The following is a 16,022-nucleotide window of genomic DNA, read 5'->3' as shown; positions in this document are numbered from 1 at the left end:
GGCTTGGAGCCTGTGACATCGATCCGGCCACTGCTTGCCGTCGCGGTCGCAGCCCTGGCGGCCCTTGCCGTTCTCCTGCTGAACAACCGCCACAAGCTCCGCGATGCCGTCTCGCCATTGGCGGCGATGGCCATGCTCGCAATTGTCGCCTCGATGGCGCCCACGGTGCTGGCGGGCGGGACGGTTGAGTTGCGCCTGTTCGAGATCCTGCCGGGGGTTGAGTTCGCTTTGCGGGCCGATGCGCTCGGCATGGTGTTTGCCACGGTCTCGTCGCTGCTGTGGGTCGTGGCGGCGATCTATTCGATCGGCTACATGCGGCACTTGAACGAGCACGCGCAGACCCGCTTCTTCGCCTGCTTCGCCACCAGCTTGGCAGCGGCGGTTGGGGGCGCCTTCGCGGCCAATTTGTTCACGCTGGTGATCTTCTACGAGGTGCTCAGCCTGGTTACCTATCCGCTCGTCTACCACCACGAGGACGAAGAGGGGTGGACGGGTAGCCGCAAGTACCTCGTCTATTTGATGGGCGCGTCGAAAAGCGTGCTTCTTGCCGCGCTGGCGCTGACTTACCAGCTTGCCGGGTCGCTCGACTTTGTGAAGGGGGGACTGCTGGCGACCGTTGATGCCTCGGCCCCGCTGCTGACCGTTATCTATTTTTGCTATCTCTTCGGCTTTGCCAAGGCAGCGATCATGCCGATGCATGCCTGGCTGCCTGCGGCGATGGTGGCACCAACACCGGTCAGCGCACTCTTGCATGCAGTGGCCGTGGTCAAGATGGGCGTATTTTGCGTGCTACGCGTGGTGTTCCATATCTTCGGTGCGGGCCTGATGAACGGGCTGGGGCTCGGTATCGCAACGGCCTATCTGGTTTCGTTCACCATCCTGATGGCGTCCATCTATGCGCTGACGCGCGACGACCTTAAGGCACGGCTCGCCTATTCGACGGTCAGCCAGTTGTCCTACATCGTGCTGGGCGCGGTTCTTTTGTCGCCAGTCGCGATGGTAGGGGGGATCATCCACATTGCGGCGCATGCATTTTCCAAGATCACACTCTTTTTCTGCGCCGGGTCGATCTATTGCGCGTCTGGCAAGCGCAACATCAGCGAAATGGCCGGCATCGGCCGCAGGCTGCCCTGGACGATGGGGGCCTTCTTTGTCGCCTCACTCAGCATGATAGGGACACCTCCGACTGCGGGCTTCGTCAGCAAGTGGTATCTGGCGCTGGGCTCGGTGGAGGCGGGCGAAATCGCATTCCTGATCGTCATATTGGTGAGTTCGGTCCTGAATGCCGCCTATTTCCTGCCGGTCAGCTATGTCGCCTTTTTCAGGACGGAGGCGTTGGAGAGCCCGGCGACTGTTCACGAAATTCCGCTGGTCACGATCCCGCTGGTCGCGACCGCCGCCCTGTCGGTGGCAATGGGCATCTTCCCCGGCTACTTCCTTGCCCTGGCGGAAGGAGTGGTCAGATGATCAAGCGCGTCGTCGATTTCTTTGGTGACGCGAAATATGAGAGCCGGCGCCGCCGGCTGTTCTATCTGGCGCTTGCCCTGATCGTGATCGCCGACATATTGGTTCTACGCGAGCACACCGAATATTTGTGGGACCGTCTGCCGGGCTGGTCGGCTATCTACGGCTTTGGCTCGTGCGTGCTGCTGATCTTCGTTTCCAAGTTCCTCGGCCATCAGGGCGGGCTGATGCGGCGCGAGGACTATTATGACTGAGTTTATCCATCCTGCCCTGCTGTTCATTCTCGGCGCCCTGCCGATCCCCTTGCTGAACGGGCCGATCCGTAAAGCCTATCTGCTGCTGATCCCGGCGCTGGCGCTCCTCGCCGTATTCACGATGCAACCGGGCAGCTATGGCGCGGCGCCGTTCATCGGCCAGGAAATCCTGTTTGCGAAAGTTGACAGGCTAAGCATCGTCTTCGCCACCGTTTTCACGATCATGGCGCTGATCGGCATGGTCTATGCGCTGCACCTGACCCGCGCCGGCCAGCATGTGGCGGCATTCGTCTATGTCGGCAGCGCCCTCGGCGTGGTGTTCGCCGGAGACTACCTTACGCTGTTCCTGTTTTGGGAGGGCATGGCGTTCGCCTCTGCCTATCTGGTCTTCGCCCAGCGCGGCGAGCAGGCGATCCGGGCCGGGTTCCGCTATCTTATGGTCCATATCACGGGTGGCGTCGTGCTGCTCGGCGGCATCATTATTCACGGACTCGCCTCGGGCTCGATGCTCTTTGGTCCGATCGAGACAGAGATGGGCATTGGCGCCTACCTGATCCTTGCCGGCTTCATGCTCAACGCCGCAGTGCCGCCGCTCAACGCCTGGCTGACCGACGCCTATCCGGAGGCGACCGTCACCGGCGCCGTGTTCATGAGCGCCTTCACCACCAAGACTGCCGTCTATGTGCTGGCGCGGGCGTTTCCGGGGACCGAGCTTCTGGTCTGGTTTGGGACGGCAATGGCGCTCTACGGCGTCATCTACGCGGTGCTGGAAAACGATTGCCGGCGGCTGCTCGCCTATCACATCGTGAGCCAGGTGGGCTACATGGTGGCTGGTGTCGGCATTGGGACCGAGATGGCGGTGAACGGAGCCACCAGCCATGCCTTCGCGCATATCCTCTACAAGGCCCTGCTGTTCATGGGCGCGGGAGCGGTAATTTATGTCACCGGGCGCCGCAAGCTCACTGAGCTCGGCGGGCTCTACAAGACCATGCCGCTGACTGTGGCTCTCTACATGGTCGGCGCCTTCGCGATCTCGGCGTTTCCGTTCTTTTCCGGCTTCGTCACCAAGTCGATGGTGGTGGCCGCCGCCGGACAGGATCACCGCGCCATGGTCGTGCTGGCGCTGACGATGGCTTCGTCGGGGACGTTCCTGCACACCGGGCTCAAACTTCCCTACTACATGTTCTTCGGTACGGACCGGGGGCTTGAGGCGCGGGAGCCGCCTCGCAACATGCTGATTGCGATGGGAATGGCTGCAGCACTTTGCATTGCGATCGGCGTGTTTCCCCAGCCGCTTTATGCGCTCCTGCCATATCCGGTCGACTTCGAACCCTATACGGGTGTCCATATCACCGAAAGCCTTGGCGTGCTGATGTTCACCGCACTGGGGTTTGTGCTGTTCCTGCGGGCGCTCGACCCTGAAAACACGATCAGCCTTGACACCGACTGGTTCTACCGCAAGGCCGCGCGACGCTTCATGTGGCTCGCCGAAAATCCGCTGGCGCGCTACGAGAAGGCGGTAAGCAACCTGTCCGAGACGGTGGCGCTGCCCTTCCTGCATGGGACGGCGCGGGTCGGCCTGTGGATCGATCTCAACCGCATCGACGCCATCGTGAATGGCATCGCTGGGGCGATCCTGCGCGGCGGCGGGGCGTTGCGGCGGCTCCAGACTGGCGTCGTGACCCACTACGCCTTGGCGATGATCGCCGGACTGATCGCGGGCGCCGCCATATTCGCCGTAGCGTGGCAGTAGGGGGCGCGATGGCGTTTCCGCTGCTCAGCCTCATCGTGTTCATACCTGCCGCTGGAGCGGTGGTTCTGATGTTTCTGCGCAACGACGGTGCGGTGCGGTGGACGGCACTGGGTGTCACCGTTCTCGACTTCCTTCTCGCCATCGCGGTGCTGGCCGGCTTTGACACCACCACCCACGAGATGCAGTTCACCGAGATGCATCCGTGGGTGCCCGCACTCGGGATTACCTACGCGCTTGGCGTCGACGGGATCAGCGTTCTCTTCGTATTCCTCACGGCGTTGTTTGGCTGGATTTGCGTGCTCGCCTCATGGGTGGCGATCGACCGCAAAATGAAGGAGTTCATGATCAGCCTGCTTGCCATGCAGGCGCTGATGCTGGGGGTGTTTTGCGCGCTCGACCTGTTCCTGTTCTACGTTTTCTGGGAGGCGATGCTGATCCCCATGTATGTCATCATTGGTGTCTGGGGCGGCGACGGCCGGGTCTATGCGGCGTTCAAGTTCTTCCTCTATACGCTAGCGGGCAGCCTCCTGTTTTTGATCGGCGTCATTGTTCTGTATATCGAAGGCGGCGGCACCTTCGACATCCTTGCCCTGACGGCGCAGGATCTGCCGTTCCGGGTCCAGTCCTGGTTGTTTTTCGCGTTCCTGATCGCGTTTGCCGTCAAGGTGCCGATGGTTCCGGTTCATACCTGGCTACCGGACGCCCATGTACAGGCGCCAACGGCCGGCAGCATCATCCTTGCCGCCGTGCTCCTGAAGATGGGCGCATACGGATTCTTGAGGTTTTCGTTGCCGATGCTCCCGGAGGCGTCGGTGCATTATTCGCCGTTGATGCTTGTCCTTTCCGCGCTTGCCATCGTTTATGGAGGATTGCTTGCTCTCGCCCAGGACGACTTGAAGAAGCTAGTGGCCTATTCCAGCATCAGCCACATGGGTTTCGTCACGCTTGGGATCTTCGCGCTGAACCTGCGCGGGCTCGAAGGTGGCATCCTGCAAATGTTCAATCATGGCGTCACGACGGGCGCGTTGTTCCTGTTCGTGGGCCTGATCTACGAGCGGACCCATACCCGCAGCATCGCCGAGTATGGCGGGCTGATGAAGGCGGCGCCGGTCTACACCTCCTTTCTTGCGCTTTTCACACTGTCTTCGATGGCGCTGCCAGGGACGAATTCGTTCATCGGCGAATTGTTGGTGCTGTCGGGTGGGTTTGCGGCCAATGTCGCCGTCGGCGCGGTTGCTGTTCTGGGAGCCTTGCTGGGCGCAGCATATCTGCTTGGCATGTACAGGAAAGTCGCGCTTGGCCCGCTCCGGCTAGGCGCGCGGTCCAAAGTTTATGATGTGAACCTCCGCGAATTGACGGCGATCCTGCCATTGGCCGTCCTGGTGCTTTGGGTCGGACTTTATCCGAAGCCCTTTCTCGGCATCATCGACGCATCGGTGAATTATCTCCTTGAGCAGGTGCACGGAGGCAGCCAATGAGCGCCGTCGCCCTTCTCCAATCGGCGCTTGCGAGCCTGCCCGAGATCGTCGTGGTCATCGGGGCCTGCGCTCTGCTGATCCTGGGACAAATTGTGCCGCAGGGCCGAGGACACCTCCTGGTCTGGGGTTCGGTCGCGATCGTGCTGGCCGCCGCTTTAGCGACTTTTATGCTCGCCAATGAAGTGCGGCCGGCCTATGCGGGCATGTTCATCGGCGACCGTTTCGCGGCCTTCTTCAAGGCCTTGTTCTACCTTGCGACCATCCTGACGTTCCTGCTGTCGCGAAAATATGCCGAAATCGAAGAGATCGAGAGCAGCGAATACTATGTGCTGCTGCTCTTCGCGCTTTCAGGAATGATGATCATGGCCTCTGCGACAGACCTGCTGTCGATTTACGTAGGCCTCGAGTTGATGGCTCTTTGTACCTATGTGCTGACCGGCTTCCTGCGATGGCAGCGGCGATCCAATGAAGCGGCGCTGAAATATGTGATCCTCGGTGGGGCCGCGACGGCGATTTTCCTTTACGGCGTCTCGCTGGTCTATGGGCTCACCGGAACAACGCGACTGGATCAGATAGCGGCTGCCGCAGCCGGCAATCCGGGCGATCCCGGCTTGCTTCTGGCTGTGGTCTTCATCGTTGCGGGATTGGCTTTCAAAGTCGGCGCTGTGCCATTCCACATGTGGCTGCCGGACGTCTATGAAGGCGCGCCGACAACGATCACGGCCTTCATGTCGGTAGGCCCGAAGGCGGCGGGGTTCGCGGTGATCCTGCGGGTGTTCCTCAATCCACTGGTCGTTGCCTCGGATGCATGGATCATCATCGGCGTTGTCGCGATTGTGACGATGGCGCTCGGCAGCTTCGTGGCGCTGGTGCAGGACAACTTCAAGCGCCTCCTGGCATATTCCAGCATTGCCCATGCCGGCTTCGCCATGCTCGGCGTCGTGGCCGGCGGGGCCGATGGCATCGCCAGCGTCATGCTCTATTTGCTGATCTACACGTTCATGAACCTGGGCATCTTCAGCACCATCATCATGATGCGGAACGGCACTTTCTCAGGCGAGATCATCGAAGACTACAAAGGATTCGCCAAATTGCATCCGGGGCTGGCGCTTCTGATGCTGATCTATCTGTTCTCGCTGGCCGGCATACCCCCGACGGCCGGTTTCTTCGCCAAGTTCTACATTCTGGTCGCGCTCGTCGAGCGCGGTTTTGTCACATTGGCGGTGATTGCGGTGCTGCTGAGTGCGGTTGCCGCCTATTTCTACATCCGCATCGTCATGTTGATCTACATGCGTGAGCCGGAAGGCCCGTTCCATCCGGCGCTGACGCCATCGGTCCGCGCCACGCTCGCCGTCACTGCTGCCGGGACCATCGGCATAGGGCTGTTTCCGGCGTGGTTTCTGAAGCTTGCGCAAAATTCCGTGTTCGGCGGCTGACCGATTGAGTTTGCAATGCCAATACCAACCGAATATTCTGGAAGATGGATGAAAGGAACGCCCAAGTCGCTTCCTCGATGCCCGCATAATCGGCCCCTAAGGGGGCAGTCGGTCCATGCAAGAAGCCTCGGCACTGACTTGGGCAACTCGCTATGGCTGGAATGGAGTTCCTGCCGGTTCTTTTTATGACCGCCGGAATTGTCCTGGTGGCGGTGGCGACGCTGTTTGTTTCGTCCCTGTTGCGTCCTGCAAATCCCTATCCGGCAAAGAACATGCCCTATGAATGCGGCATGGACCCGGCAGGCGAAGCCGCCGGAGGCCGCTTCAGGGTGCAGTTCTTCATCCTCGCAATTCTGCTCGTGGTCTTCGACGTGGAGACGATGTTCCTGTTTCCGTGGGCGGTTGTGCTGAAAGAGATTGGGTTGGTCGGCTATATCGAGATGTTCGTCTTCATGCTGCTGCTTCTCGTGGGCTTCGCCTACGCCTGGCTGAAGGGAGCGCTGGAATGGGAGAAGTAGGCAACACCCTCCGCGACAGCGTGCTGTTCACCACGGCAGACAGTGTGATCAACTGGAGCCGAAGGTCAGCGCTGTGGCCCGAAACCTTCGGCATCGCCTGCTGCGCCATCGAGATGATCGCGGCCGGCTGTGCGCGCTACGATCTCGATCGGTTCGGCGTCGTGTTCCGGCCTTCGCCGCGCCAGTCCGACGTTATGATCATTGCCGGCACGGTGACACGCAAGTTCGCGCCGGTCGTGCGCCGGCTTTATGATCAGATGCCGGAGCCGCGTTGGGTCATCGCCATGGGCACCTGCGCGATCTCGGGCGGGGTCTACAACACCTATGCCGTCGTGCAAGGGGCGGAGACATTCGTACCGGTGGACGTGCATGTGCCCGGCTGCCCGCCACGGCCCGAGGCGCTGATGCACGGCTTCCTCATCCTGCAGGAGAAGATCAAGAATTCCCGGGCGCTGGCCGGGACGCCGCTGGAGCGGGTCGCAGCGCCATGAGCTCCCAGACGCCCCTTGTCACCTCCCTGATCGCCGAGCGCTTCGGCGGGGCAGTGGAGAATCTCGGCTTCGCGCATGGCATCCATGCCTTCTCTGCGCCACCGGAAGCAATCGTCGAGCTTTGCCGCTTCCTGAAGGAGCACCCGGCCCTGCGCTTTGATTTCCTGTCCGACATTTGCGGGGTGGACCATCACCCCGAAAAACCGCGCTATGAGGCGGTGTACCATCTCTATTCACTACCGAACAAATGGCGTGTTCGGATCAAAAGCCGCCTGGGCGACCCGCCCCGCATCGCTTCCGTGACTAGCGTGTGGCGCACCGCCAACTGGCATGAGCGCGAGGCCTGGGACATGTACGGGATCAGGTTTACGGGCCACCCTGATCTTCGCCGGATCTACATGTGGGAAGGGTTCGAGGGCTTCCCGCAGCGCAAGGATTTCCCGCTGCGGGGCTACCGGGACAAGCTTAATCCCTTTGGCGCCGAAGGCCAGCCGCCGACGCAGCCGGACCTCGCCACCAGGGACATTCCGTAGGGAGACCATTACACGGCGGTGACACGACATGACCGAAGTCACGGAACTCAGCAGGCCGGAAGGTGAGACCACCGCCATCAAGGAGGTGCTGCTGAACCTCGGTCCGCAGCATCCCAGCACGCATGGAGTGTTGCGGCTCGTGCTTGAGCTGGAGGGCGAGTATGTCGCGCGTGTCGATCCGCATATCGGCTATCTTCACCGAGGCACCGAAAAGCTGGCGGAGAGCTTCACCTATACCCAGATCTTTCCGCTGACCGACCGCCTCGACTATCTGTGCCCGCCTTCCAACAATCTGGCTTTCGCGCTTGCCGTGGAGAAGCTCCTGGGCATCGAAGCGCCGATCCGCGCGCAATATATACGCGTGCTGATGGCCGAACTGGCTCGAATCTCCGGCCATCTCCTGATCACAGGTGCGTTGCCCATGGACCTGGGCGCCATGACCGCGCTGCTTTACGCCATGCGTGAGCGCGAAATGATTATGGACCTCCTGGAGATGATCAGTGGGGCGCGCATGCACACCTCCTTCTGTCGTGTCGGCGGCGTGCGCGAAGACCTCCCCGACGGCTTCTTCCCCAAGATCAGGGAGTTCTGCGAGATCTTTCCGAACCGCATCCGCGACTATGAGCGGCTGGTCGAGAACAATCGTGTGTTCCTGAAGCGCACGCAGGGGATCGGCATGATCTCGGCGCAGGACGGTATCGATCTCGGGCTGAGCGGGCCCAACCTGCGCGCCTCGGGTGTCGATTGGGACATCCGGCGCGACGAGCCCTATGAAATCTACGATCGGCTCGAGTTCAACGTTATCACGCGCGATGAAGGCGACTGCTATGCGCGCTGGCAGTGCCGGGTCGAGGAAATGCGCGAGAGCATCCGAATCATCGAACAATGCCTCGACCAGATGCCCAACGGGCCGTTCCAGATCGACATGCCGACCATCGCCTTTCCGGTCGACAAGGACAGGGTGCACTGTTCAATGGAGGCACTGATCCAGCATTTCGATCTCGCGGCCTATGGCTTCCAGGTGCCGAAGGGCGAGGTCTATTCGGCAATCGAGGCACCAAAGGGCGAGCTCGGATTCTATATCATCAGCGACGGATCGGAAAAACCGTTCCGGATGAAGGTCAGGGCACCGTCCTTCGTCAACCTCCAGGCGCTCTTCGGGGTCAGCAATGCGCGCTACCTGGCGGATATGATCGCTGTTCTCGGTAGCCTCGACCCGGTGATGGCCGAGGTGGACAAGTAGCAAGGGAGCGCGGCCATGGGCATGCGCGAAGAGATCGAGACAGCGGCAGAACGGTATCCAGACCGGCGGTCCGCCATTATGCCCGCTCTCCTGATCGCGCAGAGGGAGTATGGTCATTTGCCTCGCCCGGTGCTGGAAGAGGTAGCCGAGGTCCTCGGCGTCGAGCGAATCTGGGTATACGAACTGGCAACCTTCTACACTCTCTTCCACACCGAGCCGGTGGGCATGTTCCACCTGCAACTGTGCGACAACGTCTCCTGCATACTGTGCGGATCGGAAGTCTTGCTGAGCCACATGGAGGCGGTGCTGGGCATCAGGAACGGCGACACGACGTCGGATAGGCTGTTCACCTTGTCGACCGTCGAATGCCTTGGTGCCTGCGAGATGGCGCCGGTGATGCAGGTCGGCGACGACTATCATGGCAACCTGGACATCGCGCGGATCGACGCGCTCTTGGACAGGTTGCGCGCCGCCGCAGGGCAGGGGGCTGACGTCCATGTTGCCTCCGCAGGATTGTCGGGAGTGTAGTGCCGTGTTCGAGCCGGTGCTTCTCAGGAACGTGGATGTGCCCGACAGTCATATGCTGTCAGCGTATGAGGCGGGAGGTGGCTACCGGGCGTTGGCGCACACACTGCGCAAGCACACACCCGACGAGATCATCGAGCTTGTCAAGAAATCCAACCTGCGTGGTCGCGGTGGGGCCGGTTTCCCGACGGGGATGAAATGGAGCTTCGTGCCGAAGCAGGCCGGCAAACCGAAATATTTGTGCTGCAACGCCGACGAGGGCGAGCCGGGCACATTCAAGGACCGCATCATCATGGAGCGTGACCCGCACCAGTTGATCGAGGGAATGGCGATCAGCGGTTACGCGATCGGCGCGCAAACCGCCTATGTTTACATTCGTGGAGAGTACGTGCTGGCAATCCGGCGGCTGGAGCAGGCGATCGCGGAAGCCCATGCCAAGGGCTATCTGGGAACGCACATCCTGGGGTCGGATTTCAATTTCATCGTCCACATCCATTGCGGCGCCGGCGCGTATATCTGCGGCGAGGAGACCGCCATGCTTGACTCGCTGGAAGGCAAGCGCGCCCAGCCGCGTCTCAAGCCGCCATTTCCCGCGGTCGAGGGGCTCTACGCCAGCCCTACGGTGATCAACAACGTCGAAACCCTGATTTGCGTGCCGCACATCGTGATACGCGGGGCTGATTGGTTCCGCGGCATCGGCCCGGAAAAGAGCCCGGGCCCGAAGCTCTATTGCCTCAGCGGGCAGGTGCGCAAGCCAGGCCTTTATGAGCTTCCGATGGGCATACCGTTGCGCGAACTGGTGGATGGCCACGCCGGCGGGCCGTTGCCGGGCCGCAAGATCAAGGCGATCATCCCAGGCGGCGTGTCGGCGCCGGTCATACCGGAGAGCGGGTTTGACGTTGGAATGGACTTCGATTCCCTCGCGGCAGCCGGCTCGATGCTCGGCTCGGCCGGGGTGATCGTGATCGATGACACGACCTGCATGGTCAAGGTCGCTACCCGCATCGTCGAGTTCTTCCATCATGAATCCTGCGGCAAGTGCACGCCGTGTCGTGAGGGGTTGAATTGGGTCGTGAAGGTGCTGCGCCGGGTCGAGGCAGGGCAAGGTGAGCCGGGCGACGTGGCCCAGCTTCAAGCTCTCTGCAAGGGTATTTTCGGCAACACGTTCTGCGCTTTGGGTGACGGTGCTGCGATGGGCCTGCGGGCGGCCCTGGAACATTTCGAACATGAGTTCGCCGCCCATATCGAGGAGCAGAGGTGTTCCTTCCACTAGGAAGAAGGGAATGGCCGCGAGGACGCCATGGTTCGCATCACGATAGATGAGCACGAGCTTGAAGTGGAGGCCGGCTCTACAGTGCTGCAAGCGGCACAGACGCTAGGCATCGAGATTCCGACCTTCTGCTATCTGAAGCGGCTACCAGCGCTGGCTTCCTGCCGCATGTGCCTGGTGGAGATAGCAGGGCAGAGGCGGTTGCAGCCCTCCTGCGCCACAGTGGTGACCGACGGCATGGTGGTGCATACGAACACGCCGCTGATCGAGGAAACGCGCTCTTCGATGCTCGACATGCTGCTCGCCAATCATCCCCTCGATTGCCCGATCTGCGATAAGGGCGGCGAATGCGAGCTTCAGGACATGGTGATGGCCTATGGGCCGCGAAAAAGCGGGTTCCATGACGTCAAGCGCGTGTTCCATTCCAGGGACATCCGCCTCAGCCCTGTCATCATCATGAATGTCAACCGCTGCATCCAATGCCAGCGTTGCGTGCGCATGTGCGAGGAGGTGGTCGGTGCGGTTGCCCTGGGAACGGTCGAGAAGGGTATGGATACCGCCGTCACTGGCTTCGAAGGTAGTCTCGCCACTTGCGACCAGTGCGGCAATTGCGTCGAGGTCTGCCCGGTCGGCGCGCTGATGAGCTTCCCCTATCGCTACAAGGCACGGCCCTGGGACCTGGCCGAGACGGACACGATCTGCCCGCATTGCGGGACCGGTTGCCAACTCACCGTCGGCGCGCGCAAAGGCGAGTTCATGCGGGTCCGCTCCAAGGGGGAACATGGGGTCAATCGCGAAACGCTCTGCGTGCGCGGCCGCTTCGGCCTCGACTTCGTAGAGAGCCGAGACCGGATCAGGCGGCCAATGATCCGTCGCGACAGCACGCTGGTTCCGGTCTCTTGGGATGAAGCCGGCGACTACCTGCGCCGGCGCCTGTCGGCGGTCGAGAACAAGCTTGCAGGCGGGCTTGCTTCGCCGCGTCTGCCCAACGAGGTCCTTTATCAATTCCAGAAGCTGATGCGGACTGTATTGCGCACCAACAGCATCGATTGTTCGTCGCGCTGGTCCACGCCTTTCGACACGATGGGGCCGCAGGTGGCTCACTTCTACACGCGCGCGCCGCTGGAGCAGGTGGTCGGCAACGATCGGGTGCTGGTCATCGGTGGCAACGTCACGGAGGAAAATCCGGTGACCGAATATCTGCTGCGGGATAGCGTGCGGCAGCGGCAGGCTGGATTGCTCATGCTTTCGGCGCGGCCGTCACGTCTGGACGCCGATGCCCGGGTGGTCGTCCGGATCCGGCCAGGCGCCGAAGCGGCAGCCCTGGCCGCAGTGGTGGCCGAACTGGTAGCCATCGCTGGTCAAGCCGCGCCGGGCGAGACGCCCGCGCACATCGTTTCGGATGGAGGGCCGGTCGCTACCATCAGTGGTGACGGCCCGCAGCATCTGGCCGCAGCACTTGTGGAGGGCCGCAATGCTACGTTGCTTGTCAGTGCCGACATACTGAGATCGCCGGAAGCGCGCGCGACGCTGCAACAACTCAACAGCCTCCTGCAACTGCTTCGAGCACTCGGCAAGGATCCGGCGGTGCAGTTTCTCTTCGACCGCGCCAACCAGCTTGGCGCCTGGGACATGGGGGTTCTGCCGGCAGCCCTGCCTGGGTGGCGCGCGGTTGGCGACGATGCGGCCCGCGCCCTCTTCGAACAAGGATGGAGTGCAGAAGTCCCGGCAGAACCGGGGGCGGATTTCGACACCATGCTGGATCTCTGCGAGCAGCGTCGGATGGGGGCGCTCTACATAGTAGGGAGCGATCCGCTGACAACCTATCCCGACCGCCGATTTGTGCAAAGGGCGCTCGGCTCTGCCAATCTTCTGATCGTGCAGGACGCCTACCTCACTGACACGGCCGGACTGGCCGATGTCGTCCTGCCTGCGGCAGGTTTTGGCGAGGAATCCGGAACATTTACCAACAACGAGGGCAGGGTCCAGAAGGTCTCCAGATTCCGCGAGCCGCCCTTCGAGGCGCGTGGCAATCTGGCGATTTTCGATTTCGTCGCGGCACTCCGCGGCAAGGTTCTGCGACCATCGATGTCGGGCGAAATCCTTGACGAGATCACCCGGCTGGTTCCAGCCTATCAAGGGATCACGCAGGAGGACATCGGAGCGGATGGCGCGTTCACCAAGGCAACCCCGGCGTCGCTGGAAATGAGTAGCTTCGTTCCGATGCCTGCCTCCAGCATCGGCGATCAGCTCATGTTGATCACTGGCAACTGCCTATTCCACAACGGATATCTTTCCGAGCGCTCGGAGATACTGAACACGGTGGCCGACGACCCGTATGTCGAGATGAGTTCGAGCGATGCCGCGCGGCTCGGCTTGACCGATGGCAAGCCTGTGGCGGTGCGGTCGACCCAAGGCGAGCTGACGGCCAAGCTGAGGATCAACAGGCGCTTTCCAGAGGGTCTGGTTTTCGTGCCGGAGAACTACAGGGCCTTGCGCCTCAACAGCCTGATGCAACGGGGCGAATATCCGTGCCCGGTCGAGGTGCAGCCGGCGCATGAGATCATCGCCATGGCCACCACGACCGAATCCGGGGCACGACCTCTGGAACTGGGAGGTTGACGCTGCCGGCGCCGAAATGACTCCAGGTGCGGCTTATCTCAATGCGAGCTGATGCCATGATCGTGTTGTTTACCGATTTCGGGCTGCACGGTCCCTATGTCGGCCAGGTAAAGGCTGTCCTTCATCGGGAGGCTCCGGACATTGCTGTCGTCGATCTCTTCGCGGATGCGCCCGTGGGCAACCCGAGAGCATCGGCATATTTGCTGGCTGCCTATGCGGCATGGTTTCCGGCTGGCACCGTCCTGCTCTGCGTCGTCGATCCAGGCGTCGGCGGGACCCGGCCGCCCCTCGTGGTCGAGGGCGATGGCCGCTGGTATGTCGGCCCAGGCAATGGCCTGTTCGAACAGGTCCGGAGGCGGGCAATCAAGACACGTTGCTGGGACATCGACTGGAGACCCGAATACCTGTCGGCCAGCTTCCACGGTCGCGACCTCTTCGCGCCTGTTGCCGCCTTCATTGCACGCGGTGAGCCGCCGCCCGGCGTGATGCGTCAGGACATGGAGGACCGCCGTCCAGATTGGCCGGACGACCTCCTTGAAATTGTCTATATTGACCATTTCGGTAATGCCATGACTGGGCTGAGGGCCGCCTTGCTGCCACCCAGGGCAAGGCTGGCGGCGGGCGGCCGGGTGTTAGGCAGCGCGATGACCTTCAGCGACCGCCCACCAGGGGCTGCCTTCTGGTACGAAAACTCGAATGGCCTTGTCGAAATCGCCGTAAATCAAGGGCGAGCGGATCGCGAACTCGGCCTCGCAATCGGCAGCCCGGTTGATATCGTCTCTTGAACGCAAGCAGCGCCGCCACAGATTGTATATGGTAGCATGGGAAAGCACGTGAAGCAGAGACTGGTGCCGGAGAGGCAAGCATCGCCGCGCGTCGCCAATTTGGCAGCGCCTACCGGCAACAGGACCCTTGCCGCGCAGCTACGCAAGCTCCTTCGCACGCACTATATGAATAGGTTCCGGCGGCGGTGAAATGCGTTGCGACCTCGACGCCGGGAAGCGAAAGGGAGGACGTGATGGTTGAAAGCTTGGCTCAAAAGGTCTGCACACCCTGCCTGGGCGGCGTCCTACCGCTGACGAAGGAGGCAGCGGAAACCTATCTTTCCCAGACACCGGGCTGGGAGCTTGATGATGAAGGGCACTGGCTGCGCCGCAATTTCAAGTTCATCGATTTTCGGGAAGCGCAAGCCTTTATCGACAACGTCGGCCACCTGGCCGAGGAACAGGGCCATCATCCCGATATTTGTTTCGGGTGGGGTTACGCCACTATCTCGCTGCAGACCCACAAGATCAGGGGACTGCATGAGAACGATTTCATCATGGCAGACAAGGTCAGCCGGTTGGCTGGCCTCTAACCAGCAATACCGTCCTTGCGCGTCCAGATGGACGTGCCGCGCTGTAAGGTCGACATTACTGCCGGGTACATCGTCAAGCCGGATCCGTCGCATGGCCGACCTCGTTCAGCCGAAACTCATAAACGAGCCGTTCTCCGATCCTGTTCTGTTTCTCGATTTCCGTTTCCGGCGTCGTGCGCTTCTGTTCGACCTTGGGTATCTTACGCCGCTTTCTGCACGCGAAATCGTGCGCGTGAGCCATGTGTTCGTGTCCCACATGCATATGGATCATTTCGTGGGATTTGATCGACTGCTTCGGTCGCAGCTCTACCAAGCCACCAAGCTGCATCTGATGGGCCCACCGGGGCTCGGCGACGCGGTTGAAGCCAAGCTCAGGGCATATAGCTGGAACCTCCTCGGCGTGAATTCGGCCGATCTGGTGCTCGCCGTCGCCGATTGGGGGCCGTCCGGGTTCGTTCGATGCAGCCAGTTCAGGGCTCGGGCAGCCTTCGCGCGCGAGGAAGCCGAGCCGCCGCAGGTGCCATCCGGTGTGCTTCTGGAGGACGCCGAGTTCCGCGTCGAAGCTGCGATGCTGGATCACGGAATCCCGAGCCTTGCTTTTGCGTTGCAGGAAAAAGTTAGGGTCGACGTGCGCAAATCGTGCCTGGACCGGCTTGGCCTGCCGGTTGGAGCCTGGCTGACTGAGGCCAAGCGGCTGGTGCGGAGTGGCGATGCGCTCGACACGAAAATTGCTGTCGGCAGCCGACAGGTTTTGCTGGCTGAGCTGTTGGTTTCGCACGCATTGACGACGGGGCCTGGCCAGCGGATCGCCTACGCAACCGATCTGATATACAGCCCACAAAATGTGGCAAACGTCGCCCGTCTGGCGCGGGGTGCCAAGCAGCTCTTCATCGAGGCCGGCTACCTGGATGAGGATCAAGCCTTGGCTGCATCGAAGCGCCATTTGACCGCCGCACAGGCAGGCGATATCGCCCGCGCTGCAGGCGTGGCCCGCGCCGTGCCGATGCATTTTTCCTCGCGATATCTAGGCCGAGAGGCTGAGCTCAGACGGGAATTTGCGGAACACTTCTAGGTAGGG

General features: G+C 61.5%; 15 protein-coding genes. All 15 read left to right on the top strand.

Features of this window, described 5'->3' with window-relative positions:
* Positions 1-3 precede the first annotated feature (3 nt).
* Positions 4-1,467 carry a monovalent cation/H+ antiporter subunit D family protein gene (locus EET67_RS21900; protein ID WP_128628351.1) on the top strand — a complete coding sequence of 488 codons (1,464 nt, stop codon included), beginning with the start codon at positions 4-6 and terminating at the stop codon, positions 1,465-1,467.
* On the top strand, positions 1,464-1,718 hold the full coding sequence (locus EET67_RS21895) for a hypothetical protein (protein WP_128628350.1): 255 nt from the start codon (positions 1,464-1,466) through the stop codon (positions 1,716-1,718). Before EET67_RS21900 ends, EET67_RS21895 begins: the two co-directional genes overlap by 4 nt.
* Complete coding sequence (locus tag EET67_RS21890; RefSeq protein ID WP_128628349.1) at positions 1,711-3,471, top strand: Na(+)/H(+) antiporter subunit D; 1,761 nt, start codon at positions 1,711-1,713, stop codon at positions 3,469-3,471. Before EET67_RS21895 ends, EET67_RS21890 begins: the two co-directional genes overlap by 8 nt.
* Positions 3,472-3,479: 8 nt before the next feature.
* The gene (locus tag EET67_RS21885) at positions 3,480-4,949 is read left to right on the top strand and encodes an NADH-quinone oxidoreductase subunit M (protein ID WP_128628348.1); all 1,470 of its coding nucleotides are present in this window, start codon (positions 3,480-3,482) and stop codon (positions 4,947-4,949) included.
* Entirely contained in the window at positions 4,946-6,385 is a 1,440-nt protein-coding gene (locus tag EET67_RS21880; RefSeq protein WP_128628347.1) for an NADH-quinone oxidoreductase subunit N, read from the top strand. The genes EET67_RS21885 and EET67_RS21880 overlap by 4 nt, the downstream gene beginning before the upstream one ends.
* 152 nt (positions 6,386-6,537) lie before the next feature.
* Entirely contained in the window at positions 6,538-6,903 is a 366-nt protein-coding gene (locus EET67_RS21875; protein WP_128628346.1) for an NADH-quinone oxidoreductase subunit A, read from the top strand.
* Entirely contained in the window at positions 6,891-7,394 is a 504-nt protein-coding gene (locus EET67_RS21870; RefSeq protein WP_128628345.1) for a NuoB/complex I 20 kDa subunit family protein, read from the top strand. The genes EET67_RS21875 and EET67_RS21870 overlap by 13 nt, the downstream gene beginning before the upstream one ends.
* Positions 7,391-7,927, top strand: a complete 537-nt coding sequence (locus EET67_RS21865; protein ID WP_128628344.1) for an NADH-quinone oxidoreductase subunit C — start codon at positions 7,391-7,393, stop codon at positions 7,925-7,927. The genes EET67_RS21870 and EET67_RS21865 overlap by 4 nt, the downstream gene beginning before the upstream one ends.
* Before the next feature lie 28 nt (positions 7,928-7,955).
* Entirely contained in the window at positions 7,956-9,170 is a 1,215-nt protein-coding gene (gene nuoD / locus EET67_RS21860; protein ID WP_128628343.1) for an NADH dehydrogenase (quinone) subunit D, read from the top strand.
* A gap of 15 nt (positions 9,171-9,185) precedes the next feature.
* Complete coding sequence (gene nuoE / locus EET67_RS21855) at positions 9,186-9,698, top strand: NADH-quinone oxidoreductase subunit NuoE (protein ID WP_128628342.1); 513 nt, start codon at positions 9,186-9,188, stop codon at positions 9,696-9,698.
* 4 nt (positions 9,699-9,702) lie between these two features.
* Positions 9,703-10,968 (top strand): NADH-quinone oxidoreductase subunit NuoF, encoded by a 1,266-nt coding sequence (nuoF, locus tag EET67_RS21850; protein ID WP_128628341.1) that lies wholly within the window; start codon positions 9,703-9,705, stop codon positions 10,966-10,968.
* 27 nt (positions 10,969-10,995) lie between these two features.
* Positions 10,996-13,587, top strand: coding sequence for an NADH-quinone oxidoreductase subunit NuoG (gene nuoG, locus EET67_RS21845; protein WP_128628340.1), 2,592 nt, complete (start codon positions 10,996-10,998; stop codon positions 13,585-13,587).
* Positions 13,588-13,628: 41 nt separating this feature from the next.
* Complete coding sequence (locus EET67_RS21840; RefSeq protein ID WP_210211150.1) at positions 13,629-14,372, top strand: SAM hydrolase/SAM-dependent halogenase family protein; 744 nt, start codon at positions 13,629-13,631, stop codon at positions 14,370-14,372.
* 233 nt (positions 14,373-14,605) lie between these two features.
* Positions 14,606-14,944: a 4a-hydroxytetrahydrobiopterin dehydratase gene (locus tag EET67_RS21835; protein ID WP_128628339.1), complete on the top strand. Its 339-nt coding sequence runs from the start codon at positions 14,606-14,608 to the stop codon at positions 14,942-14,944.
* A gap of 91 nt (positions 14,945-15,035) precedes the next feature.
* Positions 15,036-16,016, top strand: a complete 981-nt coding sequence (locus tag EET67_RS21830; protein ID WP_165899996.1) for an MBL fold metallo-hydrolase — start codon at positions 15,036-15,038, stop codon at positions 16,014-16,016.
* Positions 16,017-16,022: the final 6 nt, after the last annotated feature.

It is taken from the genome of Borborobacter arsenicus, from assembly GCF_003934165.1.
Lineage (GTDB): Bacteria > Pseudomonadota > Alphaproteobacteria > Rhizobiales > Rhizobiaceae > Pseudaminobacter > Pseudaminobacter arsenicus.
Note: the sequence above shows the minus strand (reverse complement) of the source record. Positions and strands in the feature narration are given on the sequence as shown.